Below are 25,849 nucleotides of genomic sequence, written 5' to 3'. Positions count from 1 at the left end.
CGGGCGGATGGCGAAGCACATCCAGTCGCTGGAGCGCGCGGCGGCGATGCTGCGCCTGCTCGGGGGCGGCGAGCGGCGGCTCGGACTCTCGGACATCGCCTCGGCGCTGGGCCTGGCCAAGGCCACCGCGCACGGCATCCTGCGGACCCTCCAGCACGAGGGCTTCGTGGAGCAGGACCCCGGCTCGGGCCGGTACCAGCTCGGCGCCGAGCTGCTGCGCCTCGGCACCACCTACCTCGACGTGCACGAGCTGCGCGCCCGCGCACTGGTGTGGACCGACGACCTGGCCCGCTCCGGCGGCGAGGCGGTCTACCTCGGGGTGGTCCACCAGCACGGCGTCCTCATCGTCCACCACGTCTTCCGCCCCGACGACAGCCGCCAGGTGCTGGAGGTCGGCGCGATGCAGCCGATGCACTCGACCGCGCTGGGCAAGGTGCTCACCGCGTTCGACCCGGTCGCGCACGCCGAGCTGGTCGAGGCCGAGCGGGAGTCGTTCACGGCCCGCACCCTCACTGGGCTGCCCGACATCGAGCGGGTCCTGGAGCGGACCCGCGCCCAGGGCTACGCCACCGACCTCGACGAGACCTGGGAGGGCGTGGCCTCGGTGGCCGCGCCGATCTTCGACCGGCACCGCCTCCCGGTGGGCGCGGTCGGCATTACCGGCGCCGTCGAGCGCGTGTGCAGGGACGGCGACGTGCGTCCGGAGCTGGTCGCGGCCGTCCGCGACACCGCTCGCTCGATCTCCCGCGATCTCGGGGCCAAGCCCTTCTAGCGGAACGCCCTTTTTCTCCACTTTGCTGCGGGCCGTGTGTGGTCCTGCTATGCCTGTCTTGCAGGCGTTTCGCATGGTTCGAGGAATGAAATGTGGTGGTCGTCACATACCTATTGACGAGTAGGTGACATAGGAGAACACTTTGCGTACGTCGGTCGACATTGTCGAACGCCAAACGGCTTCAGCGATCACTCTGGCCTCCGACGTGAACACCAGCCCTTCCAACGAGGACGGCGCCCCCGGCACCGTTCTCGGGCACGGACAAAGGAGTCGCAAGTGTCCAACACAGACATCATCATCGGCGAGGTCGTCGGCACGGCCCTGCTGATCCTGCTGGGCGGCGGCGTCTGCGCCGCGGTCACCCTCAAGAAGTCCAAGGCCCAGAACGCCGGCTGGCTCGCGATCACCTTCGGGTGGGGCTTCGCCGTGCTCACCGCCGCCTACGTCTCCGCCGGCGTCTCCGGCGCCCACCTCAACCCCGCGGTCACCATCGGCCTCGCCGTCACCGGCGGCACCGAGTGGAACCAGGTCCCCCTCTACATCGGCTCCCAGATGGTCGGCGCCATGATCGGCGCGTTCCTCGTCTGGGTCGCGTACTACGGCCAGTTCCAGGCCCACATGGCCGACCTCGCCGGCCAGCCCGAGGCCGCCGAGGGCCCCGACGACGCCAAGGCCGGCCCCGTCCTCGGCGTCTTCTCCACCGGCCCCGAGGTCCGCAACGCCGCCATGAACCTCGCGACCGAGGTCATCGGCACCTTCGTCCTCCTCATCGCCATCCTCACCCAGGGCCTCAACGGCGCGGGCGAAGGACTCGGCACCCTCGGCGTGCTCATCACCGCCCTCGTCGTCGTCTCCGTTGGCCTCTCCCTCGGCGGCCCCACCGGCTACGCCATCAACCCCGCCCGCGACCTCGGCCCCCGCATCGTCCACGCCCTGCTGCCCCTGAAGCACAAGGGACGCTCCGACTGGGGCTACGCGTGGGTGCCGGTGGTCGGCCCGGTGGTCGGCGCGGTCCTCGCCGGCCTCCTGTACAACGTTGCCTTCGCCTGACCATGACGACACAATCGACTGATACCGCCTCGACAACGACGTTTTGGAGCGCACCATGACCGACTCGCACAGCGGCCCGTTCATCGCGGCCATCGACCAGGGCACCACCTCCAGCAGGTGCATCATCTTCGACCGCGACGGCCGCATCGTCGCCGTCGACCAGAAGGAGCACGCCCAGATCTTCCCCAAGCCGGGCTGGGTCGAGCACGACGCCGCGGAGATCTGGCGGAACGTCCAGGAGGTCGTCGCCGGCGCCATGGTCAAGGCCGGCGCCCGCCGCGACGACATCCTGTCGATCGGCATCACGAACCAGCGCGAGACGACCATGCTGTGGGACAAGCACACCGGTCAGCCTGCCCACAACGCCATCGTCTGGCAGGACACCCGCACCGACCAGCTCTGCAAGCAGCTCGGCGGCGACGCCGGCCAGGACCGCTGGCGCCGCGAGACCGGCCTGCCCCTCGCCGCCTACTTCGCCGGCCCCAAGATCGCCTGGCTCCTCGACAACGTCGACGGCCTCCGCGAGAAGGCCGAGGCCGGGGACCTCCTGTTCGGCACCATGGACTCCTGGGTCATCTGGAACCTCACCGGCGGGGTGGACGGCGGCGTCCACGTCACCGACGTCACCAACGCCTCCCGCACCCTCCTCATGAACCTCGAAGGCCTCAGCTGGAACGAGGAGATCGCCGCGGAGATGGGCGTCCCGCTCCAGGTGCTCCCCGAGATCCGCTCCTCCTCCGAGATCTACGGCGAGGTCACCGGCGGCACCCTCGGCCAGCTCCTCGGCGGCGTCCCCGTCGCCTCCGCGCTCGGCGACCAGCAGGCCGCCCTGTTCGGACAGACCTGCTTCTCCACCGGCGAGGCCAAGTCCACGTACGGCACCGGCACGTTCATGCTCATGAACACCGGCGAGAACCTCATCCACTCCGAGTCGGGCCTGCTCACCACCGTCGGCTACCGCATCGGCGACGACGACCCGGTGTACGCTCTCGAAGGCTCCATCGCCGTCACCGGATCCCTCGTCCAGTGGATGCGCGACCAGATGGGCCTCATCAGCACCGCCGCCGAGATCGAGACGCTCGCGCTCTCCGTCGAGGACAACGGCGGCGCCTACTTCGTGCCCGCGTTCTCCGGGCTCTTCGCCCCCTACTGGCGCTCCGACGCCCGCGGCGTCATCGCGGGCCTCACCAGGTACGTCACCAAGGCCCACATCGCCCGTGCCGTCCTGGAGGCCACCGCCTGGCAGACCCGCGAGATCACCGACGCCATGACCAAGGACTCCGGCGTCGAGCTCGCCGCGCTCAAGGTCGACGGCGGCATGACCTCGAACAACCTCCTCATGCAGTTCCTCGCCGACGTCCTCGACGCCCCCGTCGTCCGCCCGATGGTCGCCGAGACCACCTGCCTCGGCGCCGCCTACGCGGCCGGGCTCGCCGTCGGCTTCTGGAACTCCACCGACGACCTCCGCGCCAACTGGCGCCGGGCCGCCGAGTGGACGCCCGACATGGACTCGGACCTTCGCGACCGCGAGTACAAGAACTGGCTCAAGGCCGTCGAGCGCACCATGGGCTGGCTCGAGGACTAGCCGCCGAACGAACACCGTGGAATGAGGAGTCGGCCATGACCACCTTGCAGCACCTCCCCGCCAACTGGGAGGACCCGACCGTCGCGCGCTTCACCGAGCGCGCGGACCGGGCCGAGCAGCGCGAAGCGTTGTCCCGCACGACGTTCGACCTGCTGGTCATCGGCGGCGGCATCCTGGGCATCTCCACCGCCTGGCACGCCGCCCAGTCGGGACTGCGGGTGGCCCTGGTCGACTCCGGCGACTTCGCCGGAGCGACCTCCTCGGCCTCCTCCAAACTCCTCCACGGCGGACTCCGCTACCTCCAGACCGGCGCCGTCAAACTCGTCGCCGAGAACCACTTCGAACGCCGCGCCGTCACCCGCCAGGTCGCCCCGCACCTCTCGCGGCCGCTCACCTTCTACCTGCCGATCTACAAGCACGGCCCGCACGGCGCCGCCAAGATGGGCGCCGGCGTCTTCGCGTACTCCGCGCTCTCCGGCTTCGGCGACGGCGTCGGCCACCTGCTCAACCCCGTCAAGGCCCGCATGGCCGTGCCCGAACTGCGCATCGACGACCTCAAAGCCGTCGCCGTCTACGGCGACAGCCAGATGAACGACGCCCGCATGGCCCTCATGACCGTCCGCGCCGCCGCCGCGGCCGGAGCCGAGGTCCTCAACCACGCCGAGGTGACCGGCCTCCGCTTCACCTCCAGGCACGGCGCCCGCGGCCGCGTCTCCGGCGCCGAACTCCGCGACCGCCTCACCGGCGCCGAGTTCGGCATCAACGCCCACGTCGTCCTCAACGCCACCGGCCCCTGGGTCGACCACCTGCGGCGCATGGAGGACGCCGGCGCCGACCCGTCGATCCGCCTCTCCAAGGGCGCTCACCTCGTCCTCAAGCGCACGTCCCACTGGAAGGCCGCGCTGGCGACGCCGATCGACAAGTACCGCATCACGTTCGCGCTGCCGTGGGAGGACATGCTCCTGCTCGGCACCACCGACGAGGAGTTCGAGGGCGACCCCGGCGACGTCGCCGTCACCGACAAGGACGTCGCGCAGATCCTCGACGAGGCCGGCCACTCGGTCCGCCCCGAGCAGCTGCGCCGCGACCTCGTCACCTACTCCTTCGCCGGACTCCGGGTCCTGCCCGGCGGGCCCGGCAGCACCGCCAAGGCCAAGCGCGAGACCGTCGTGACCGAGGGCCGCGGCGGGATGCTCTCGGTGGCCGGCGGCAAGTGGACCACGTTCCGCCACATCGGACGCACAGTCATGCAGAAGCTGGCCGAGATGCCCGGGTACACCATCGGGAGCGACATGGAGCCCATGCGGAACCTCCCGCGGCGCCTGCCGCTCCCCGGCATCGCGAACCCGCACGCCGTGCAGCACCGGCTCCTCTCCGACGGCGGCGCGCCGCTGCCGAACCTCGGCGAGGACACCGCCGCGCACCTCGCGACCCACTACGGCTCCATCGCCTTCGACATCGCCCGGCTCGCGGGGGAGCACCCCGACCTCGCCCGGCGCGTCCACCCGGACGCCCCCGAGATCTGGGCCCAGGTCGTCTACGCGCGCGACATGGAGTGGGCCCAGACGCCCGACGACGTCCTCCGCCGCCGCACCACCCTCACCATCCGCGGCCTCGACACACCCGAGGTCCGAGCCCAGGTCCAGCGGGTGCTCGACCAGCGGTAGCAAGCTTTCCTTCCACACACACGAGGCAGGGCAACCGCCTCGGCGGGGCGGGACGGGGTCTGAGGGGTCCCCGTCCCACCCTTCACCGTCTCCGGGCCCCGTTGAGTCGCATGGGGAAACGGCCCGCGTTCCCTGCTTGCTGAGTCGCCCTAGACCTCAACGCGGTCCTAGTCCCTGCCGAGGTCCGGGTGGATCGCCACGAACAGGGAGTACGCCTTGGCGTCCGGGCCCGGTTCCATCTTCGTGAGGTCCGCGTACAGGCTCCGGAAGCGCCGCGTGACCTCCGCGTACTGGTCCTCGTTCAGCCGCAGGCCGAGCCGGGTCACGTTCACCTGCGCCGGGTCGCCCAGCTGCGCCACCTCGGTCTGGAAGACCTCGAGCATCGCGCTGGTCATGTTCGAGTGGAACTCCTCGCCCAGCCGCAGCGCCCACGACTTCCGCGTCGCCAGGTACGGGATCTCGCGCGCGCCCCGCGCCCCGGACCGCTCCTCCTGCGCGGCAAGGAAACCCGTCTCGACCAGCTTGCGCACGTGGTGCAGCACCGTCGCCGGGTTCGAGCCCAGCCGCAGCGCGATCTCCTTGTTCGTCAGCGCCTGGTCCAGGCACAGCCGCAGGATCCGCAGGCGCACCGCCGACGCCACCGCCTTCGCCTCCGCCTCGGAGGCCAGCGGCCGGTCGTCCTTGAAGCCCTCTGCCCCGCGCTGCTCTGCCACGCCCCCATCTTAGGTCCCACCCGCGCCACCGGGACCGCCGTGATCGGCCCGTCCATCCCGCAGGAGCGCGCCCCGGCGAGGCACCCGCTCGGGACCGGCGACGTCTGGGAGCTGAGCATCCTCGGTTTCATCCCTGCGATTGACAAAACCCAACTGATTGGGAATACTCAATCACATGATCTCCCTCGGCGACCCTGACGCCGTCCCGCCCCCGGCCCGCGACCGCCTCGGCCTCCTGCGCGACCACGACTTCCGCGACCTCTTCCTCTCCACCACCGTCGCGCAGTTCGGCTACCAGATCACCTCCCTCGCGCTGCCCCTCGCCGCCGTCATCGCACTCGACGTCAGCGAGTTCGAAGTCGGCGTCCTCTCCTCCATGACGATGATCGCCTTCCTGCTCATCGGCCTCCCCGCCGGCGCCTGGATCGACCGCATGCGCCGCCGCCGCGTCCTCATCGTCAGCGACGTCGTCCGCGCCGCCGTCCTCCTCACCGTCCCCCTCGCCTGGTGGGCCGACGCCCTCACCATCTGGCAGCTCTACGCCGTCGCCCTCCTCATCGGCGTCTTCACCGTCTTCTTCGACGTCTCCTACCAGAGCTACCTGCCCCACCTCGTCGGCCGCCAGAACCTCGTCGAAGGCAACGCCAAACTCGAGACCGTCCGCTCCACCGCCCAACTCGGCGGCCCCGTCCTCGCCGGCCAGCTCATCCAGTGGCTCACCGCCCCCGTGGCCCTCGCCTTCGACGCCGTCGCCATGGGAGCCTCCGCGCTCTTCCTCCTGCGCATCAAACGCCGCGAGCCCAAACCCGAAGTGGCCCAAGGCTCCAAAATCAGCGCTGAGATCAAGGACGGCCTGCGGTTCGTCATCCGCAACCGCATCCTCGCCTCGATCGTCGCCTGCACCGGCACCTGGAACTTCTGGATGGGCGCCTTCATGGCGATGATCGTGGTGTTCCTGCCCCGCGACATGGGCATGAGCCCCGGCGAGATCGGCCTCTTCTTCGCGCTCTTCGGCGTCGGCGGCGTCGCCGGCGCGTTCGCCGTCGGCACCGCCACCCGGTGGCTGGGGGAGGGCCGGGCCGTCTGGGTCTCCATCGCCGTCACCTCGCCGTGGATTCTCCTCATCCCCGCCGCCGAGCCCGGCTGGCGGATCTGGATCGGCGCGCTGGCGATGGCCTTCGTCGGCGTCGGCGGTGTGGTCTACAACGTCACCCAGGTCAGCTTCCGCCAGCGCCTGACCCCGGACAACATGCTCGGCCGCATGAACGCGACCGTCCGCTTCGTCGTGTTCGGCGCCCACGGCGTCGGCTCGATCGTCGGCGGCGTGCTCGGCCAGTACCTCGGCGCGCGCACCACGCTGTGGATCGCCGCGGCCGGGATCTGCATCGCGTTCCTCCCGGTCTTCTTCTCGCCCTTGCGGAACATGCGCACGCTCCCCGAACCCGACCACGAACCCGCGGGAGCGGCCGCCTAGGTCCGTCTGGAACGGTCCTGGGCGGCGCTGCGGATCTTCAGTTCTTCGCGCGGGAGTGCGAGTGTCGGATCACGCGGCCGCGGTCTCGGCCCGCTTGGCACGCTTGGCGACCGCGAGCTGGAGCAGGCCGATGACGATGACGCCGGCAGCGGTCGCGTAGTGGACGCCGAACGCCATGGCGGCGCTGCCGCCGTGGACGAGGATGAGCGTGGCGTCGCCGATCGGGATGAGGGCGGTGGCGAGCAGGGCCCACCCGAGGGCGCGGCGCTCGCGGATGACCAGCAGGACCAGGAGGACGATGGCCGAGCCGAGGTCGCGGGCGCCCTTGACGCTCAGGAACTCGGCGGCCTCGCCGGTGGGCCAGTGGGCGAAGCCCATGCTCGGCGCGACCGCGGCGGGGGTGAGGAGGTACTGGAGGCCGAAGGAGAAGACGAAGAGGACGCTGATGACGGTGAGGGTGTCGGCGGTGATGCGGAGGGCTTTCACGGGGATCTCCTTGAACGGGGGCTAGAAAATCTAGCGTTGCTAGGAACAGGAACGACGCTAGCATAGCCTCGCTCGGATGTCTAGCGGTGCTAGAATTTCGTTCATGGCTACCCAGCAGCGCCGCGAGCGCGAACGCGCCGAGCGCGAAACGCTCATCGTCACCGCCGCCCGCGAGATGGCCGAGGCCGACGGATGGCCCTCGGTCACCATCCGCCGGCTCGCCGAACGCATCGAGTACAGCCAGCCGGTCCTCTACAGCCACTTCGCCGGCCGCGGCGCGATCGTCGACGCCGTCGCCATGCAGGGCATCGGCGAGCTCGCCGAGTCCCTCGAAGCGGCCCGCGCCGGCGCCGAATCCGGGGCCGAACTCGCGGCCGTCGCACAGGCCTACCTCGACTTCGCGACCGACCACCCCGCCGTCTTCGAAGCCGCGTTCACCCTCGCTGAAGGCCTCCCGTTCGGCCCCGACGCGCCCGAGGTCCTCAAGGCCGGCTTCGCCCCGCTCTTCGCGGTCTTCGCCCCGCTCGCGGGCGACCACGACCCCGAGGCGGTGACCGAGGCCGGCTGGGCCGCGATCCACGGCCTGGCGGTCCTGGCCCGCGACGGCCGCCTGCGACCCGTCCACCAGCAGGAGCGGCTGGCGGTCCTCCTGGAGAAGTTCACAACCACCTGATCCGTCACGTCCGGCGCACCTCCCGGGTCATTACAGTTGACCGACTTTCACGGAGGGACCCATGGGCGACGAACACCCGCTGCACGACGACTTCCCGGTGCAGCGCTTCGAGGAGCACCGCGACCACCTGCGCGCGGTGGCGTTCCGGATGCTCGGCAGCGCCGGCGAGGCCGACGACGCCGTCCAGGAGGCATGGATGCGCTTCGCGCGCACCGACACCGCCGACGTCGAGAACCTCCGCGGCTGGCTCACCACCGTCGTCTCCCGCGTGTGCCTCAACCTGCTCCGGACCCGCCGCACCCGCCGCGAGGACGAACTCGACGAGGCCTTCCAGGCGCCCGCCGCCACCGCCGGTCCCGAGGACCAGGCGGTCATGGCCGACTCGGTCGGCCTCGCCCTCCAAGTGGTCCTCGACTCGCTCAACCCGGCCGAGCGGGTCGCCTTCGTCCTCCACGACCTCTTCGACGTGCCCTTCGACCGCATCGCCCCGATCCTCGACCGCACCCCGGAGGCCACCCGCCAACTCGCCAGCCGCGCCCGCCGCCGCGTGCGCGCCGGCGATCCCGTTCCCGATGCGCCCCTGCAGAAGACGGTGGTCGACGCCTTCCTCGCCGCCGCCCGCGACGGCCGATTCGAGGACCTTCTCGAGGTCCTCGACCCCGGCATCCTCGTCGTCGCCGACGACGCCGCGGTCGCCACCGGCTTCTCCGGCCGCGAGGTCATCGGCGCCGCCCGCGTCGCCGAGATCTTCAACGGCCAGGCGCGCGACGCGATCCCGGTCCTCGTCGACGGCTACGTCGGCGCCATGTGGGCCCCCGGCGGCACTCCGCGATCGGTGCTCGCCTTCACGGTCGAGGACGGCCGCATCACCGCGATCGCCGTCATGAACGACCCGACCACCCTCGCCGCCCTCGAACTCACCACCCTCGGCAGCTGAGCGCGAGCCGCCGGAGGGGGCGACATTGACCGGCGGCCCGCTGCCGGCTGCCGGCTGCGGGCAGCCGACAGCCAACAGCGGGCCGCCGGTCAGTGTGGTCATCCGCGCCGTCAGTGTCGGGCTCGACCCGCCGAACGCGTGACGCCGGCCGGCCGTGTCCCCTTTCGAGTGACACGGCCGGCCGGCGGGCCGGTTCTTGTCACACCCATCGGCAAGGCTGGGCGCTACGGTCCCCTCTGGGTGGGTGGGGGCTAGGGATGGTCTACTGCCTTCAGCTCTTAACGGACTTCGCGCAGCACCTTCACGTCCCACGGTCCCAGTGGCAGCGAAGCGCCCGCCTCGTACGGGGTGTCGTCCAGGAGGTCGACTGCCGCGGCCGGCACCGCCACCGCGGCCTCCTCCCAGGACCAGTTGTGCACGAATCGGATCGTGGTGCCGTCACCTGCGGTGCCGCTGGTGGCGGTCACGCTCGGGTGGTCGGGGCGCCAGCCGGCGGTCGCGGCCCAGTCGAAGAGCGCCTTCGCGAAGGCGTCGTTGGGAACGGTGCCGACATAGGTCACGCGGCCGTCGCCGTGGACCTTCGTCGCCGCCGCCGTGAACTTGCCGAAGTGCGGGTGCGCGTACTCCGCCAGCGCCTCGGCGCCCTCGAGGTACACGCCGTCGGCCCACTTCACCGCCGCCGCATCGGCGCTCAGGGCCAGGGCCGATCCGTCCGCGGCGTGCACCGCGACCTCACCGGGCAGGTTCGCGAACTCCTCGTACCAGACCCCCGCGGCGTCGGTGAGCCGAGCGGGCTTCACCTCCAGGCGCGCCCGCGCCTCCTGGTCGCCGTAGCCGGTGCGCGGCCCGAGCACCAGGTGCCCGCCCGCGGCGGCGTACGCCTCAAGCCAGTCGAGCAGGTCGTCGTCGGCCGCGTAGATCCCTGCCGCCACTAGCACCGGGAACTCCGCGACCGCCTCCGCCGGGTCGCCGAGCTGCTCGGTGTGGACGATGCGCACCTGGAGCCCGGCATCGAAGGCGCCCTTGTAGAACGGCCCGGTGATCGACTCGAACGAGCGCCGGTCCGGTCCGCCGTCGGCGTTCGCCAGGGGCGGCTGCGCCGACAGCGCCCACTCGCTCGGCTTCGAGTACAGGACCGCGACGTCAGCGTGCGGCACCAGGCCCTCGATCGCCGAGCCCGCCGTGCGGAGCTCCGCGCCGAGCCGCGCGAGCTCGCGGTACACCCGGCCCGGCTCCTGGCTGTGGGGCAGGATGCCGCCCCAGTACGTCTCGGTGCCGAAGTGGAGCGTGTGCCAGTGCCAGTACTCGATCATCCGGGCGCCGCGCGACACCAGCGCCCAGGCCGCCTGCCGCCACTGCCCGTCATAGGCCGGCAGGTTGTCCCAGGGGCCGCCGATGGCCTGCGCGTTCGTCTCGGTCACCAGGAACGGCTCCTGACGCGAGGAGTACATCCGGTCGGCCGAGTGGTACATCGCCCACGTCCCGCGGGTGTTCCAGTCGGCGGCGTCGCCGCTGCTGTCGTGCGGCAGCGCGAACGCGTCCTGCATGCGGTAGTACGGGTTCCCGGCGGTGATCGAGAGCCGCGAGGCGAGCGCGCGGTCGTCGATCGCCGGGCGCGGGTAGGAGATGCAGGTGGTCGTGAACTGGTCGTCGCGGGCGTACTCGCGGGCGATGTCGGCCTGCCAGCCGATGAACTCGGTGGTCAGCTCGGTCTGGAACCGGCGCCACGCCTGCTCGTACTGCGGCTGCGCGTTCCCGTCCGGCGTCCACAGGTCGGCCCAGGTGGAGAGCCGGTGCGACCAGTACACCAGGCCCCATTCGCGGTTCAGGGTCTCGACGTCGCCGTACCGGTGCCGCAGGTGGTCGGTGAACCGCTGGAACACGCCGTGGTTGTGGAAGAGCTGGAGGCCCGGCTCGTTGTCGACCTGGAAGCCGATCACCGCCGGGTGGTCGGCGTACCGGGCGAGGATCTCGCGGATGACGCGTTCGGCGTGGAACCGGAACGCCGGATGCGTGTAGTCGACCTCCTGCCTGCCGCCCCAGGCGATCCGCTCGCCGGTGCGGTGCTCGCCGGCGATCTCGGGGTACAGGCGCGCGAGCCACGGCGGCACGGCGTACGTGGGCGTGCCGAGGACGACGGCGATGCCGCGCTCGTGCGCGCCGTCGAGGACCGGTCGCAGCCAGTCGAGGTCGAAGCGCCCGTTCTCGGGTTCCCAAGTGCTCCAGACGGATTCGCCGACGCGGATGACGGAGAAGCCGGCCTCGGCCATGAGGTCGAGGTCGGTCCCGAGCCGGGCCAGTCCGGCCTCGGCGTCGAGGCCGTGCGCGGCGGCGGGCTGGTACTCGTAGTAGTACGCGGCGCCGAAGAGGATCGGGTTGGGCCAGTCGGACATCGGTTTCCTTACGGTGGTGGTGGACGGGGCCGGGCCGGGCGCCGCGCGGGGCGGCGCCCGGCCGGGCTCACTGCTTGACGCTCCCGGAGACCAGGCCGGTCGTCCAGTAGCGCTGGAGGAACAGGAAGGCGACGATCAGCGGGAGGACCGAGACGAGGGACCCGGTGACCACGAGCGGGACGAGGTCGCCGCTGGCCCCGCCGGACGCCGACGCCTGGCCCTGCCAGTTGGCGAGGCCGACGGTGATCGGGTACAGGTCGGGGTCGTTGAGCATGATGAGCGGCAGGAAGTAGTTGTTCCAGGTCTGCACGAGCATGAACAGCAGGACCGTGGCGATGGCGGGCGTCAGGAGCCTGCCGGTGACCTGGAAGAAGATCCTGAACTCGCCGGCGCCGTCGATCCGGCCGGACTCGATGAGGCTGTCGGGGACGGCGCTGTCGGCGTAGATCCGCATGAAGTAGAGGCCGAACGGGTGGCTCGCCATGGACGGCAGGATGATCGCCCACGGGGTGTCCACGAGGCCGGCCTGGCTGAACAGCAGGTACGTGGGGATCGCGAGGGCCGTGGAGGGCACGGCCATCGCTCCGAGGACGCCCATGAACATCGCCTGGTTGCCCTTGAACCGGTACTTCGCGAACCCGTACCCGCCGAGCGCGGCGAGGACCGCTCCGCCCGCGGCCGAGGCGACCGCGTACAGCAGCGTGTTGCCGAGCCAGCGGGCGAAGACGCCGTCGTCCTGCGTGAACGTGTTGCCGATGTTCGTGAACAGGCCGTTCTCACCGGCGAACCAGAGGCCGAACGTGGAGAACAGGTCGGCGCTCGACTTCGTGGAGGCCACGAACAGCCAGAACAGCGGCAGCAGGAAGTACAGGACGGCGACGAGCATGGCGACGGTGAGCAGCGTGCTGCGCTTGGCGCGCCGGGGCCTGCGCCCGGCGTCGGGGGTGGTGGCGCTCATGACCGGCTCCTGCGGTTGGTGGCGAGCATGAAGACGTACGAGCCGGCCATGATGACGAAGCCGAGCACGAAGGACACGGCGGCCGCGTAGTTGTACTCCTGGCCGACGAACGCGAGGTTGTACGCGTAGAGGTTGGGCGTGTAGTCGGCGACGATGACGTTCGGCGCGAGGGTGCGCATGACGCTGGGCTCGTTGAAGAGCTGGAAGCTCCCGATGATCGAGAAGATCGAGCACAGCACGATCGCCGGGCGCAGCAGCGGGATCTTGATCGACCAGGCGGTGCGCCAGGCGCCGGCGCCGTCGACGCTGGCGGCCTCGTACAGCTCGGTCGGGATCGCCCGCAGCGCCGCGTACAGCAGGATCATGTTGTAGCCCGTGAACTCCCAGAACACGATGTTCGCGATCGAGCCGAGCATGAGGTCCGCGCCGAGGAAGTCCGGCGCGGTCGCGCCGATCCGGTCCGCGAGCTGCGCGATCGGACCGAAGTCCGGCCCGTACAGGAAGCCCCACATGAGCGCGGCGACGACGCTGGGCACCGCGTACGGCAGGAAGATCCCGAGCCGGACCGTCTTGGCCAGGCGCAGGAGCCCCGAGTCGAGCGCGAGCGCGAACAGCAGCGCGAAGGCGAGCATGAGCGGCACCTGGAGCAGGAAGAACAGCGCGACGCGCCCGAGCCCCTCCAGCAGGAGCGGGTCGGTGAACGCCCGCGTGTAGTTCTCGAGGCCGACGAAGACGTTCCCGCCGATCATCTGCTCGCGGAAGAGGCTGAACCAGGCCGCGTACAGCAGCGGCACGAGGAACATCGCGGTGAAGGCGATCATGAACGGGGCGACGAACAGGTACCCCGCCTTCGCGTACCGCGGCCCCTTGCCGCCAGCCGCCTTGCCGCGCTTGGCGATCCGTCCGATCCGCGGTGTGAGCGGGGCCTTCGAGGTCGTGTCGGCGGTCATGACTCCTCCACGGTGAAGCCCTGGAACTCGGCGTACTCGGCGATGCGGTCCTGCCAGTCCTGGAGGGCGGCGACCGCGTCGGCGCCCTCGGCGATGGCGGTGCCCACGGTGGCGCCGTAGTCGGCGTACACCTGGTCCTGGAACGGCGACCACTGGAACTCGGGGGAGACGGTCTCGCTGATCTGCGCGAACACCTCGTTGACCCGCTGCCCGCCGTAGAACTCGAGTTCGAGGCCGGTGAACTCGGGGTCCTCCAGGAGCGCCTTGGTCGGCGGGAACAGGTACTGCTCGGTGGCCATCGCCTTCGTCGACTCGGGGTCGGTGTTGATGAACTGCGCGAAGACCGCGGCCTGGATCGGGTGCTCGGTGATGTTGAAGACCGCCGAGGTCGACCCGCCCCAGTTGCCCGACACCTGCGACCCGGCCTCCCACTGCGGCAGGGGCGCGGCCCGCCACTTGCCGCTGGTGGAGGCGGCGGTGTCCTGCAGGAACACCGGGCCCCACGCGGCGGTCAGCCAGGTGGCGTACTTGCCGCGGTTCGCGGCCTGGTACCACTGGTCGCTGAAGTCGGGGTCGGTGGAGACGACGCCCTCCGCGACGAGGTCCGCCCAGTAGGAGGTGACCCGCTGCGCCGCCTCGGAGGTGAGGTCGACCTTCAGGTCCGGCCCGTCGGAGCCGCCGAACGGGTCCGCGCCGGCCTGCCACAGCGACGCCGAGAAGAACGCGCCCTGGCTCGGCGGGAAGTTCGTCAGGTACACCTCGGGGTCGGCCTCATGGAGCGCTCTAGCCGCGTCCGCGAACGCCTCCCACGTCTCCGGCACCTCGATGCCGTGCGCCTCGAAGAGGTCCGTGCGGTAGAGCATCCCCAGTGGACCGGTGTCCTGCGGGATCGCCCACACCTCGCCGTTCGCGCCGGTCACCTGGGCCCACACCCAGTCCACGAACCGGTCCTCCAGCTCGCCGGCGCCGTAGGGGCGCAGGTCGAGCAGGTGGTTCGTGATCGAGAACGACGGCACGAGCTGGAACTCGACCTGTGCGACGTCGGGCGCGCCCCGTCCGGCCCGCAGCGCGGTCCGGATCTTCGCGTAGTGGCCCGCGCCCTGCGCCGCGTTCGTGACGTCCACGGTGATGTCGGGGTACGCCTCTTCGAAGAGGGCGACCTGCTTCTCGATCCCGGGCACCCAGGTCCAGAAGTCGAGCTCGGTGGGGGTGTGCATGGCCTCGTCGATCTCGGCCTGGCTGACGTGCTCGGGCGGCTGCACGGGCGTGCGGCCGCACGCGGTGAACGCGAGCGGGCTCGCGAGCGCGGCGCCGAGCCCCGTCCGTCGTCTGAAGCGGGGATTCATCGTGCGTCCTTTCCTGGCTCCTCGTCGAGCCGGTTCGGGGGCGGTGCGGTGGATCGGCGCACGACGAGCCGGTGCACGTCGTGACGCGGATCGGTCGGAGGCGGACCGGCCGGCTCGGGCGCGCCCGGGAGCCGCCGGAGGAGGATGCCGAGGCCGCGGATCGCGTCGGCCTCGAACTGCTGGCGGACGGTCGTCAGCGGCGGGGTGAGGTAGGCGGCGGCGGGGATGTCGTCGAAGCCGGTGACGCTGATCCGCTCCGGCACGGCGATGCCGGCCTCGGCGCAGGCCCGCATGAACCCGATCGCCATGTCGTCGTTCGCGCAGGCCACGGCCGTCACCGCGGGGTCGTCGCGGAGCCGGAGCCCGGCCGCGTACCCGGACGCGGGGGACCAGTCGCCCCGCACCGGCGGCGGCGGCTCGATCCCGCGGGCCTCGTGCGCGGCCCGCCAGCCGTCGGCGCGCTCGCGGGCCGCGAACCAGGACTCGGGCCCGGCGACGTGCCAGACCCGCTCGTGCCCGAGGTCGAGGAGGTGCTCGACGGTCTCGCGCGTCGCGTCGGCGTTGAAGTCGCCGTGGAGCAGGTTCTCGGCCTGGGGGAGGCTGCGGCCGACGCTGTAGATCGGCACGTCCGGGTCGACGCGGAGCTCCACGCCCTCGTCGATCGGGTCGGAGATGATGATCGCGTCGACCCCCTGGCGCAGCAGCCAGTCGACGGCGTCGCCGATCGAGTCCGGTTGGCCCTCAAGGGTGTTCGCGACCATCACCGAGATCCCGGCGGCCCGGGTGGCGCGTTCGATCGCCACCTGCAGCGAGGCGGGGCCGTAGAGCGCGGTGCCGAGGGCGACCACGCCGATGCGCCCGAAGCGGCCGGTGATGAGCGCCCGCGCCGCCGTGTTCGGCCGGAACCCGAGCTCCTGCGCGGCGGCCAGGACCTTCTCGCGCACGGCGTCCGAGACGTAGCGCTCGTTGTTGACGACGCGGGAGACCGTCTTCTGCGAGACCCCGGCCAGCCGGGCCACATCGGTCATGCCGGGCGGACGCCGTCGCGAAGGGGTCGCGCCGGAGGGGGTCGTGGGGGCCATGAGGGGGCTCCTGACAGACTCTGACTACGTTGTCATGAAACCTACGTCACACTGCCGTTCCATGTCAAGACATCCAAGGCGAAAGCCTGAAAACCACCCGAAACCCCGACCGAAGCCGTTGTCTCCGAACCCGGTCCGGAGCTTCGAGCAATCAGCGCGGCCGAACGCGCCGCGCCCGCAGGCGATCCGGCCTCCCGGCTACCCGAGGTCCTGCCCGAACGCGCGGTCCCCGGCCGACTCCCGCGAGTCGGCCGCCGCGACCTCCGGCTCCTCCTCCGCCAGCTCGCCGAGCCGCAGCGGCGCCGCGATCCGCCGCCGCGCGAACGCCGTGTCGTCCAGTCCGGCCAGCACCGCGACGTTCCGCCCGCACACCCGCCCCTGGCACAGCCCCAGGCCCGCACCGCTCGCCAGCTTCAACGGCCGCACCCCGTCCGCGCCCCGCCCGTCGACCGCTGCCATCAAACGCCGCAGGTCGACCTCCTCGCACCGGCACACGACCGTGTCGTCCCGCAGCCAGCCCGTCCACCCCGGCCGCACCGCGTACGCCGCCGCCAGCGCGGCCGCGAACCGCCGCCCCGACCGCACCCGCGCCATCGCGCCCAGCGGCGGCTCCACCACGGCCCCAAGGCGTTTCGCCGCCGCAGCCCCCGCCACCGCGCCCTCCGACGCCGCCAGCTCGGCCCCGCCGATCCCCGTCAGCTCCCCGGCCGCGAACACGCCCGGCACCGACGTGCCCTGCGCCGCGTCCACCGCCACGAACCCGCCCTCAATCCGGCACCGCGCCGCCACCGCCAGCTCCAGCTGCGGCGTGAACCCGAACCCGACCGCCACGGCGTCCACCTCGACCCGCCGCTCCGAACCCGGCACCGGCGTCCAGTCCCGGTCCACCCGCGCCACCGTCGCCGACGCCACCGACGACGCCCCGTGCGCCTCGATCACCGCCGTGCGGGACCGGTACGGCACCCGGTGCCGCGCCAGCGACGCCGCGTACCGCGCCAGCTCGGGCAGCTTCCGCCCGCCCGCCGCCGCGCCGCGGGGCCGCGACAGCCAGCCCGTGACCGCCCGGTTCGCCTCCGCGACCTCCACCACGCGCGCGCCCGCGGCCGCCAGCGACGCCGCCACCGGCAGCAGGAACGGACCCGTCCCCGCCACCAGCACCCGGTCGCCCACCGCGACCCCCTGGCCCTTCGCCATCGCCTGCGCCGCACCGGCGGTGAACACCCCCGGCAGGTCCCAGCCCGGGAACGGCAGCGCCCGGTCGAACGCGCCCGTCGCCAGCACCAGCGCCCGCGTCTCCAGGATTCGGCCCGTCCGCGACGGGTCGTCCGCGGCCCCGACGCGCAGGTGCACCCGGTGCCCGCCCGCGACCGGCTCCACCGCCCACACCGTCGCGTCCGCGACGTGCTCGACGTCGACCGGGAGCGCGAACCGGTCCCCGGCCGCGAGCGCGTCCTGCCGGAAGTACTGCCCGCCGAGCTTCGCCCCCGCGTCCACGAGCACGACCTCCACCCCGAGTGCGGCCGCCGCCGTCGCGGCCGCCAGACCCGCGGGCCCCGCCCCGACCACGACCACCCGGTTCACGACGGCAGCTCCGCCCCGGACTGCGGCCGGATGTCGTCCCCGTCCGCCACGAACCGCTGGCACGCCCGCACATCGGGCACGCCGTTCACCTTCACCAGGCAGTCGAAGCACGCCCCGATGCCGCAGAACAGCCCGCGCGGGCGGCCCGTGCCGCGCGTCGTGCGCCACGACCGGACCCCCAGGCCCATGAGCACCCCGGCGACCGTCTGGCCCTCCCGGGCCTCGACCTCCTCGCCGTCCCACACCACTCTCACGTGCGCACCTCCGCCATCAGCGCCGGCCTCGCCACCCGGAAGGGGACCGGGTCCACCTCGGGCCGCCGCCGGTCCATCAGGTCCGCGAGCATCCGCGCCGTCCCCGGCGCGAGCCCGATGCCCGCGCCCTCGTGCCCGCCCGCGTGCCACAGCCCCGGCATCCGCGGGTCCTCGCCGATCACCGGCAGGTGGTCTGGGGTGTACGGCCGGAACCCGCCGTAGGCCCGCATCACCGGCACGTCCTTCAGGACCGGGAACAGCCGGACCGCGCTGCGCGCGAGGCGCCGCAGCACCTCGACCTCCAGCGACTCGTCGAACCCGACGCGCTGGCGGCTTGATCCGATGAGGACGGTCCCGGTGGCGGTGGACTCGACCACGGGCGAGACGCGCAGGTCCACGTCGCCGCTCGCCACCGCCGCGACGTAGTCGGCGGCGTACACCTTGCGGCCCACGACCCGGGGGAGCGGGGCGGTCACCAGGACCATGCCCCGGCGCGGCAGGATCTCGATCGGCGCGCCGGCGGCCACCGAGAAGTGGCCCGCCCACGGACCGCACGCGTTCACCACGGCCCCGCACGGGACCGCGTCGCCGCCGATCCGCACCCCGGCGACCCTGCCGCCCTGCACGACCAGTCCCCGCGCCTCGGTCCCGCCGCGGACCTCGCCGCCGCGGGCCCGCACGGCCGCGAGGAGCGCCGTCGCGGCGAGCACGGGCTGCACCTGGGCGTCCTCGGGGTAGTGCGCCGCGGCGGTGACCGCCCTCGTCAGGTGCGGCTCCATGGCGCACGCGGCGCCCTGGCCGAGGTCCTGGACGTCGACGCCGGCCTCGCGCTGCGCCTCGGTGAGGATGCGCAGGGGGCCGATCGAGTCCTCGTGCAGGGCGACCACCAAGCCGCCCTTGGACTCCCATTCGACGTCGGCGAGGTCCTCGCCGAGCTCCGCGCGTAGCGTCTCGAGCAGTTGCGGCCACAGTCGCCGGGAGGCGAGCGCCAGCCGCAGCTCGGGTCCGGGGGCCTTGTCGGAGAGGAGCACGTTCCCCTCGCCGGAGGCGGTGGTCGCACCGGCGGGCGCGCCTCGGTCGACCACGAGCACGCGCCTCCCGGCCGCGCTCAGGGCCTCGGCGCAGGCGGCGCCGACGATCCCGGCGCCCACGACGACGACGTCGGCGGACTCGATCGGACTCACCCCCGTCCTGACTGCAGGCCGGGTGACAGTATGCCCGATCGGGCCCGGGATATTCGTGTTCCGGACGTCGGCGTGCCCGCCCCCGCGGGGACCGCGGCACCGCCGCCGCGGGCGTGCTCCCGGATGGTGGAAACCGCGGTGCCCTCGCCCCGGCCGGGCTCCTAACCTGGCAGTCGACCGCGAAGGAGACCCGATGGCGTTCCCCCACGACTGCCCCGTCCTCGCCGGCTACCTCGTGCGCCTCGAACCCCTCGGCCACAGCCACGCGGCCGACCTCGCCGAAGCCGCGGAGGCGGACCGCGCCCCGTTCGGTTTCACCTGGGTGCCGCGGGCGGACGAGGTCGGGAACTACATCGACCAGCAGCTCGAACGCCGCGACCAGGGCCGCCTCGCCCCGTACGCCCAGATCGCGGCCGCCACCGACCGCGCCGTCGGCGCGACCGCGCTGTGGGACCCGCGCACCCTCCCCGGCCGCGGCCTCTACGCCGTCGAGGTCGGCTTCACCTGGCTCGCCGCCGCCGCCCAAGGCACCGGCGTAAACGCCGAGGCGAAGCTCCTGCTCTTCCAGTACGCCTTCACCAGCCTCGGCGTCGACCGCGTCGACCTCAAGACCGACGCCCGCAACACGCGCTCGCGCGCCGCCATCGAGGCCGTCGGCGCCCGCTTCGAAGGCGTCCTCCGCAACTGGTCGCGCTCCTGGGTGCCGGGGGAGGACGGCCTCCTGCGCGACTCTGCGATCTTCTCGATCGTCCGCGACGAGTGGCCCGCGACCGAGGCGGCACTGCGGCGCCGGATCGAGGATCAGCGGTCGGCGGCCCTGCCCGCGACGCCCTGAAGGTCCCGCTCACCCGCGCGCCGGCCCGACCCCGCCGCCCGTGATCCGGCCGCCGTCTCGATCCGCTTGCGCCGCTCCTACTTCCGGCGCGGCGGCGGACCGTACACCGGGCGGTACTCGGCGAACTCCGCGCTGAACAGCGCCAGGCCCTCGGTGATGCCGGGGAGGCGCCGCTCCACGCCGTGGACCGCCTCGGTCGGCATGAAGCCGGACACGTACCCGGTGGTGTCGGTCGAGAACTGGCCCTTGATATTCGCGCGCGCCTCGCCGAGGGTCTTGAGGACCGCGTTGCCCGTCCCGGCCGGGAACTCCGCGCGGAAGGCGCTCACCGGCTCGCAGACCGCCGTCCCCGCCTCCTCCAGCATCACGCCGAGCAAGTACTTCGTCGTGTCGCGGAAGTGCCCGGCCGTGCTCGTGCGCCCGATGTACCCGGTGGCCGTCAGCCACACCCGGCAGTCGGTGACCGCCCAGCCGTACCGGCCGCGGCGCATGAACTCGAAGACGCCCTCCTCGACCGCGTTGCGCAGCGCCCGCGTCAGCGAGCCGCGCTCCACCTCCAAGCCGTAGTGCAGACCCGAACCGGGCTCGCCCGGCTCCAGCCGCAGCCCCACCGTCGCGACGTTCGTCGTCTGCGCCCACGCCCCCATCTCGTGCAGGGCCGAAGCCGCGCGCAGCGGCCGCTCGACGTGGATCGCGCGCGTCTCCTCGAACTCGACGCCGATGCCGAACTCCTCGTCGAGGAGCGAGGCCACGACCTCCTTCTGCACCTCGCCGTACAGGCGGACCGCCATCTCCTCGGACAGCTCGTCCAGGTGCGGGTCCACCAGCGGGTCCCGCTCGGCGAGGCTCAGCAGGGCCCGGTTGAGCGGCACGCGGTCGTTCGGGTCGGCCGGGCGCACCACCGTCTCCAGCGTCGGCGGCGTGAACAGGCCGCCGCTCGCCAGGCCGTCGGGCGAGCCGATCGCATCGCCGATGCGGATGTCGCTCAGGCCCTTCACCTTCGCGATCGAACCCGGCACCGCCTCGCCCGGGACGGTGGCCGTGCCGTGGTCGAAGACCTCCACCGAGGTCACCTTGCCCTCGTGCGCCTCGACCGCGCCGTATTCGCCGCGGCGGTACGCCGTCAGCACGTCGCGCGGCCCGATCCGGCCCGCGCTCACCCGCACGTACGCGACCTTCTGGTCGCGGTGCTCCACCTTGAACACCGTGCCGCGGGCCTCCGCGTCCGGATCCCCTTGCGGCAGCGGCAGGTACCGGCGCACGCCCTCGGTCAGCGCCGCCACGCCCGCGCCCGTCACCGCCGACCCGAAGTACACCGGGTGCACCGCGCCGGCGCGCACCTGCGCGGCCAGCTCGGCGTGGTAGTCGAGCGACTCGGGCCGCTCCAGGTACGCCTCGAGGAACTCGTCCGAACCCGCCGACAGCAGGTCCGCGGCCCGGTCGGCGAAATCGCGGTCGCCGAACCCGAACGGGACGGCCGCCGCCCCGCCCGACCCGATCGCCCGCACCGTCCCCATCGGCAGCAGCCGCGGGCTCAGCATCCGGGCGAGGTCCTCCAGCAGGCCCGACTCGCGGGCGCCGCGGCGGTCGATCTTGTTGACGAACAGGAGCGTCGGCACGCCGAGCCGCTCCAGGGTGCGGAACAGGACCCGCGTCTGGGCCTGCACGCCCTCGACCGCGGAGACCACCAGGACCGCGCCGTCGAGCACGCGGAGCGCCCGCTCCACCTCGGCGATGAAGTCGGTGTGGCCCGGCGTGTCGATGAGATTGACGGTGGTGCCGCCCAAGCGGAACGCCACGACGGCCGACTGGATCGTGATCCCGCGGCGGCGCTCCAACTCCATCGAGTCGGTCTGCGTGCTGCCGGAGTCGACGCTCCCGACGCGGTCGATGATCCCCGCGTCGAACAGCAGCCGCTCGGTCAGGCTGGTCTTACCGGCGTCGACGTGGGCGAGAATCCCCAGATTCAGAAATGACAATGACAGTCCTCAGAGCAGAGTTCGGCTGGATTCGCTGGGTGAACTCCGAAGTCCGGCGCATGTCGGACCCCTCTCTGACTCGTATCGGACCGATCAGAAGCGACGCTAGGCCCGCCCCTCCGATCCCGCAACCGCTTTTCCCGGGGAGCACCCCCGCGCTAGGCTCCGCCCATGGGCACGAGCGAGGACACCTTCCAGCGGGCGCTGACCGCCGCCGACATCGACGCCGCGAACGGCCTGACCCGACACTGGCTCGCCGCCCGCGCCGAGATCCCCTCGGCCGCATCAGGACTCGGCATCTGGCCGCTCCTCGCCGTCCTCGCCACCGGCGCCGTCGAGGACACCAGGGACGAACTGCTCGCCGCCGCCCGGATCGACGCCGACCGCGCCGCCGCCGTCCCCGCGGCCCTCCTCGCCGCCCTGCGCGAATCACCCGCGCTCAGCGCCGCCGTCGCCGTCTGGGCCGGGAAGCGCGTCACCCTCGACCCCGACTGGACCGCCGGCCTCCCCGTCGACGCCGTCGGCTCACTCACCGGCGACCCCGCCGCCGACAAGGCCGCCCTCGACGACTGGGCCTCCCGGAACACGCGCGGCCTCATCCCCGAGATGCCCCTCGACTTCGGCCAGCCCATCGACCTCGTCCTCGCCAGCGCCCTCGCCGTGAAGACCACCTGGCGCACCCCCTTCACCGACCTCCGCCGCACCTTCCGCACCGGTCCCTGGGCCGGCCTCGGCCAGGTCCGCGGCCTCACCGCCGTCCTCGGCGACGTCCTCCGCGTCGCCGACGACGCCTCCGTGCTCACCGTGGCCGGCGACGGCGACATCGACGTCCTCCTGGCCCTCGGCCGCGACGGCCTCGACCCGCATGCCGTCGTGGACACGCTCCTCGACGCCGCCGACCCCGCCTGGGGCCGCTCGGCGACTGAGCTGACGCCGGGGGAGCGGGCCATCGGCGTCGAGGTCGCCGAGTACCGCTCCATGCGCCCCCAGGCCGGCCCCGAGACCGCCGTCGACACCGTCCGCTTCCGCCTCGACGCCGACCTCGACCTCAGCGCCGACGCCGCCGCCCTCGGCCTCGTCCTCGCCTCCGACCAGGACCGCGCCCGCTTCGACCGCCTCGCCGCCGAACCGGTCTACGTCTCCCAGGCCAAGCAGGCCTGCACCGCCGTCTTCAGCGCCACCGGCTTCGAGGCCGCCGCCGTCACCGCCATGGCGATGGCCCGCGCCGCCGGCGTGCCCAAGTTCGACCACACGCACGTGCAGGCCCGCATCGTCTTCGACCGCCCCTTCGCCTACCTCGCCCGCCACCGCCCCACCGGCCTCGTCCTCGTCGCCGGCTGGGTCGCCGAACCGGAGACCGCATGAGCACCGCCCTCCACGACGCCCTGACTCCCGCCGACGTCGCCGCCGCGAACGCGCTCACCCGGCAAGGGCCGGCGCAACGCCGCCGACCCCCTGCCGGGGGAGCGGTTCGCAGCGCCAGCGGGCGGAGCCGGCCCGGTTACTCGTCGAGCGGCGCGGCGTGCCAGGTCCAGTCCGGAGCGCGGCGCGCGCGGCCGTCGAGGTCGCCTCTGCCGGTGGCCCACAGGAGGGTCCGCCACGGGTCGGCGCCGGTCGGTGCTTCGGGGAAGAGGCGGGCGAGGGCCGGGGCCACGAGGTCGGCGGGCGGGTCGAAGTCGACGCCGAGGCCCTGCGTGAGGTCGAAGACGTGCGCGAGCGTCTCCACGACGCCCATGGCCGCGAAGCCCTCCGGGTCGGCCACGCCCCAGACGTGCCAGGCCCGGACCTCCGGGCCCCGCGCGTCCACGGCCGCCGCGACCATGCCGCTCATCATCGACACCACCTGGATGCCCGTCTCCGGGCCCTCCTCGCGGTCGAAGCGGATCGGGAGCGGATCCCAGCCGATCAGCGGCCCGCCGGGCATCCAGCCCTCCGGCCCCGAGAGCCGCAGCGCGTACGAGAACACGCCGTTGTGCAGGTGCTCCAGGGCGTCCCAGCAGGACATCTCCATCGGGCCCGCCTGGTTCGACCAGGCCTCGCGGTCGCCCTTGCGCAAGGCCGCGACGGAGACCGCCGCCGCCTCCAGAACGTGCTCGCCGGTCACCGGGGTTCGCGTCATGCCCGGAGTCTAACCGCCCGCGCCCGCGAGGGGCCGCCTCGTTCAGTCCCCTTGCCACGCATGCCAGAGCCCGGCGTACACCCCGCCCGCGGCCAGCAGTTCGCCGTGCGTCCCCGCCTCGGCGATCCGGCCGCGCTCCACCACCGCGATGCGGTCGGCCGAGCGCGCGGCCTGGAGCTGGTGGGCGATGGCGATGACGGTGCGGCCCGCGAGGGCCGCCGCCAGGGACGCCTCGACCCTGCCCGCGCTGGCGGGGTCGATGCCGGCGGTGGCCTCGTCGAGGATGACGATGTCGGGGTCGGCGATGACGACGCGCGCGAGCGCGATCTGCTGCGCCTCGGCGGTGGTGAGCTTGCGGTGCTCGTCGCCGAGCATCGTGTCGAGGCCCTCCTCGACGGCCCAGCGGGCGTCGACGCGCCGCAGCGCCTCCTCCAGGCGGTCGTCGCCGGCGTCGGGCGCGGCGAGGATCAGGTTGTCGCGCAGGGAGGCCGCGAACACGTAGTGCTCCTGGGTCACCAGGACCACGTGCCGCCGCAGCTCCTCCACGCCGATGTCGTACACCGGGACGCCGCCCAGCGTCGCCGTTCCGGTACGCGGCCTGTCGATCCCGGCCAGGAGCCGGGCGATCGTGGACTTCCCGGCCCCGGAGGGCCCGACCACGACGAGCCGCTGCCCGCGCGCGGGGTGGAGGCTCAGGCCGTGGAGGACGTCGGGGCCGTCGCCGTACCCGAACGTCACCGCGTCCATCCGCAGCTCGGGGCCGTCGGGCCGCGCCTCGCGCGGCTCCTCGGGGATCAGGTTGACGCCCTCGATGCGGGCGAGCGCGGCCGCGCCCTGCTGGAACTCGCCGAGCTGGGTCATGACCCCGTTGGTGGGGTTGGCGATCCGCACGGTGACGGTGATGGCCGCGATGGCGGTGCCGAGCGTGAGCCCGCCCTGGAAGTACCAGATCCCGGCGGCGAGGGTGACGATGAGGAGCTGGCCGCGGTTGATCATGAGGAGCACGGTGAAGAAGTCCGTCTGGAGCCGCACCACCCGCAGCATCCGGTCCATCATGGACTGGCCGCGGTCGTAGCCGAGCTCCCGCCGCTCCGCCTGCAGCGCCAGCGACTCGACGGTCCGCGCCCCCGCGCCCGAGGCGCCGACGGTCTCGGCGGCCTCGCTCATGGCCGCGCGCTGCGCGAGGAACGCCGGGGCCGCGCGGCGCAGGTACCGGCGTGCGGCCAGGTACAGCGGCGGCACCGTCACCAGCGCCACTAGGCCGAGCACCGGGCTCGCGACGAACGTGGCGACGTACAGGACGACGACCTCGATGACGAGGGTCGCGACGGTGGGTCCGTTGTCGCGCAGCATGTCGGCGACGACGTTCACGTCGGAGGCGGTGCGGGTCCCGAGGTCGCCGCGCCCGGCGCGCTCGACCTGCACGAGCGGGAGCGACAGGACCCGCTCCACGACCGACTCGCGCAGCCGCGCGGCGGCCCGCTCGCCGAACCGGTACCCGGCGAGGCGCCCGAGGCGGCTGAGCACGAACTGGACGCACACGCACCCGAGGATCACTGCGCACACCAGGTGCACCCGCCCGGTGCTCCAGTCGGCGGCGATGCCGTCGACGACCTTCCCGAGGAGGATCGGCACGGCCACGCTGAACGCGGCCGCGAACAGGTACAGCAGCAGGACGGCCGAAGCGCGGCCCGGGTCGGCGGCGATGAGCCGCCCCACGGCCCGGCGGACGTCGGCGGGTCCGGCGACCGGCAGGCGGCCCCGCGCCGGCGCGGATGCGGTTGCCATGGTGCTCATGCGTGCTCTGCTTT

22 protein-coding genes are annotated in these 25,849 nt (G+C 72.7%); 9 read left to right on the top strand and 13 right to left on the bottom strand.

The genetic code is table 11. The features are described 5' to 3' along the window. The first annotated feature begins 7 nt into the window (after positions 1 to 7). From ABD419_RS14070 to ABD419_RS14055, 4 genes are all read left to right on the top strand, one after another. The gene (locus tag ABD419_RS14070) at positions 8 to 772 is read left to right on the top strand and encodes an IclR family transcriptional regulator (RefSeq protein ID WP_344487414.1); all 765 of its coding nucleotides are present in this window, start codon (positions 8 to 10) and stop codon (positions 770 to 772) included. A 276-nt stretch (positions 773 to 1,048) separates the two neighbouring features. After that, positions 1,049 to 1,822, top strand: a complete 774-nt coding sequence (locus tag ABD419_RS14065; protein WP_344487412.1) for an MIP/aquaporin family protein — start codon at positions 1,049 to 1,051, stop codon at positions 1,820 to 1,822. A 55-nt stretch (positions 1,823 to 1,877) separates the two neighbouring features. Beyond that, positions 1,878 to 3,407, top strand: coding sequence for a glycerol kinase GlpK (gene glpK / locus ABD419_RS14060; protein ID WP_344487410.1), 1,530 nt, complete (start codon positions 1,878 to 1,880; stop codon positions 3,405 to 3,407). A gap of 35 nt (positions 3,408 to 3,442) precedes the next feature. Next, positions 3,443 to 5,074 carry a glycerol-3-phosphate dehydrogenase/oxidase gene (locus ABD419_RS14055; RefSeq protein ID WP_344487409.1) on the top strand — a complete coding sequence of 544 codons (1,632 nt, stop codon included), beginning with the start codon at positions 3,443 to 3,445 and terminating at the stop codon, positions 5,072 to 5,074. A gap of 167 nt (positions 5,075 to 5,241) precedes the next feature. On the opposite strand, the gene ABD419_RS14050 is transcribed toward ABD419_RS14055, so the two are convergent. Next, positions 5,242 to 5,787, bottom strand: a complete 546-nt coding sequence (locus tag ABD419_RS14050) for an ArsR/SmtB family transcription factor (RefSeq protein WP_344487408.1) — start codon at positions 5,785 to 5,787, stop codon at positions 5,242 to 5,244. 175 nt (positions 5,788 to 5,962) lie between these two features. Between ABD419_RS14050 and ABD419_RS14045 the strand changes: the two genes are divergently transcribed. Continuing rightward, positions 5,963 to 7,261, top strand: a complete 1,299-nt coding sequence (locus ABD419_RS14045; RefSeq protein WP_344487406.1) for an MFS transporter — start codon at positions 5,963 to 5,965, stop codon at positions 7,259 to 7,261. Between the two features lie 69 nt (positions 7,262 to 7,330). On the opposite strand, the gene ABD419_RS14040 is transcribed toward ABD419_RS14045, so the two are convergent. Next, on the bottom strand, positions 7,331 to 7,747 hold the full coding sequence (locus tag ABD419_RS14040) for a DUF4267 domain-containing protein (RefSeq protein ID WP_344487404.1): 417 nt from the start codon (positions 7,745 to 7,747) through the stop codon (positions 7,331 to 7,333). Positions 7,748 to 7,850: 103 nt separating this feature from the next. Here ABD419_RS14040 and ABD419_RS14035 point away from each other — a divergent pair, with 103 nt between their 5' ends. After that, entirely contained in the window at positions 7,851 to 8,420 is a 570-nt protein-coding gene (locus ABD419_RS14035; protein WP_344487402.1) for a TetR/AcrR family transcriptional regulator, read from the top strand. 61 nt (positions 8,421 to 8,481) lie between these two features. Next, positions 8,482 to 9,357 carry a sigma-70 family RNA polymerase sigma factor gene (locus ABD419_RS14030; RefSeq protein ID WP_344487400.1) on the top strand — a complete coding sequence of 292 codons (876 nt, stop codon included), beginning with the start codon at positions 8,482 to 8,484 and terminating at the stop codon, positions 9,355 to 9,357. Positions 9,358 to 9,635: 278 nt separating this feature from the next. Here ABD419_RS14030 and ABD419_RS14025 read toward each other — a convergent pair whose 3' ends face one another. From ABD419_RS14025 to ABD419_RS13990, 8 genes are all read right to left on the bottom strand, one after another. Further along, on the bottom strand, positions 9,636 to 11,750 hold the full coding sequence (locus ABD419_RS14025) for a beta-galactosidase (protein ID WP_344487398.1): 2,115 nt from the start codon (positions 11,748 to 11,750) through the stop codon (positions 9,636 to 9,638). Between the two features lie 67 nt (positions 11,751 to 11,817). Further along, positions 11,818 to 12,708, bottom strand: a complete 891-nt coding sequence (locus ABD419_RS14020; protein ID WP_344487396.1) for a carbohydrate ABC transporter permease — start codon at positions 12,706 to 12,708, stop codon at positions 11,818 to 11,820. After that, complete coding sequence (locus ABD419_RS14015) at positions 12,705 to 13,658, bottom strand: carbohydrate ABC transporter permease (RefSeq protein WP_425556055.1); 954 nt, start codon at positions 13,656 to 13,658, stop codon at positions 12,705 to 12,707. Before ABD419_RS14015 ends, ABD419_RS14020 begins: the two co-directional genes overlap by 4 nt. Beyond that, positions 13,655 to 15,004, bottom strand: coding sequence for an ABC transporter substrate-binding protein (locus ABD419_RS14010; RefSeq protein WP_344487395.1), 1,350 nt, complete (start codon positions 15,002 to 15,004; stop codon positions 13,655 to 13,657). The genes ABD419_RS14015 and ABD419_RS14010 overlap by 4 nt, the downstream gene beginning before the upstream one ends. Continuing rightward, entirely contained in the window at positions 15,001 to 16,032 is a 1,032-nt protein-coding gene (locus ABD419_RS14005; protein ID WP_344487393.1) for a LacI family DNA-binding transcriptional regulator, read from the bottom strand. Before ABD419_RS14005 ends, ABD419_RS14010 begins: the two co-directional genes overlap by 4 nt. Positions 16,033 to 16,284: 252 nt before the next feature. Continuing rightward, positions 16,285 to 17,667, bottom strand: a complete 1,383-nt coding sequence (locus ABD419_RS14000) for an FAD-dependent oxidoreductase (RefSeq protein ID WP_344487391.1) — start codon at positions 17,665 to 17,667, stop codon at positions 16,285 to 16,287. Further along, positions 17,664 to 17,921, bottom strand: a complete 258-nt coding sequence (locus ABD419_RS13995; protein WP_344487389.1) for a (2Fe-2S)-binding protein — start codon at positions 17,919 to 17,921, stop codon at positions 17,664 to 17,666. The genes ABD419_RS14000 and ABD419_RS13995 overlap by 4 nt, the downstream gene beginning before the upstream one ends. Then, entirely contained in the window at positions 17,918 to 19,096 is a 1,179-nt protein-coding gene (locus ABD419_RS13990) for an NAD(P)/FAD-dependent oxidoreductase (RefSeq protein ID WP_344488022.1), read from the bottom strand. Before ABD419_RS13990 ends, ABD419_RS13995 begins: the two co-directional genes overlap by 4 nt. 202 nt (positions 19,097 to 19,298) lie before the next feature. On the opposite strand from ABD419_RS13990, the gene ABD419_RS13985 reads away from it, so the two are divergent. Continuing rightward, positions 19,299 to 19,940, top strand: coding sequence for a GNAT family N-acetyltransferase (locus tag ABD419_RS13985; protein WP_344487387.1), 642 nt, complete (start codon positions 19,299 to 19,301; stop codon positions 19,938 to 19,940). Positions 19,941 to 20,017: 77 nt separating this feature from the next. On the opposite strand, the gene ABD419_RS13980 is transcribed toward ABD419_RS13985, so the two are convergent. Continuing rightward, on the bottom strand, positions 20,018 to 21,919 hold the full coding sequence (locus ABD419_RS13980; RefSeq protein WP_344487385.1) for a GTP-binding protein: 1,902 nt from the start codon (positions 21,917 to 21,919) through the stop codon (positions 20,018 to 20,020). Positions 21,920 to 22,090: 171 nt separating this feature from the next. Between ABD419_RS13980 and ABD419_RS13975 the strand changes: the two genes are divergently transcribed. Beyond that, complete coding sequence (locus ABD419_RS13975) at positions 22,091 to 23,284, top strand: serpin family protein (protein WP_344487383.1); 1,194 nt, start codon at positions 22,091 to 22,093, stop codon at positions 23,282 to 23,284. A gap of 136 nt (positions 23,285 to 23,420) precedes the next feature. On the opposite strand, the gene ABD419_RS13970 is transcribed toward ABD419_RS13975, so the two are convergent. After that, complete coding sequence (locus tag ABD419_RS13970; RefSeq protein WP_344487381.1) at positions 23,421 to 24,038, bottom strand: hypothetical protein; 618 nt, start codon at positions 24,036 to 24,038, stop codon at positions 23,421 to 23,423. A gap of 42 nt (positions 24,039 to 24,080) precedes the next feature. Then, positions 24,081 to 25,835, bottom strand: coding sequence for an ABC transporter ATP-binding protein (locus ABD419_RS13965; protein ID WP_344487379.1), 1,755 nt, complete (start codon positions 25,833 to 25,835; stop codon positions 24,081 to 24,083). Between the last annotated feature and the right edge of the window lie 14 nt (positions 25,836 to 25,849).

The sequence above is a fragment of the Glycomyces endophyticus genome (assembly GCF_039531525.1).
In the GTDB taxonomy this organism is placed as follows: domain Bacteria; phylum Actinomycetota; class Actinomycetes; order Mycobacteriales; family Micromonosporaceae; genus Glycomyces; species Glycomyces endophyticus.
This window is presented reverse-complemented; position numbering and strand designations above follow the sequence as displayed.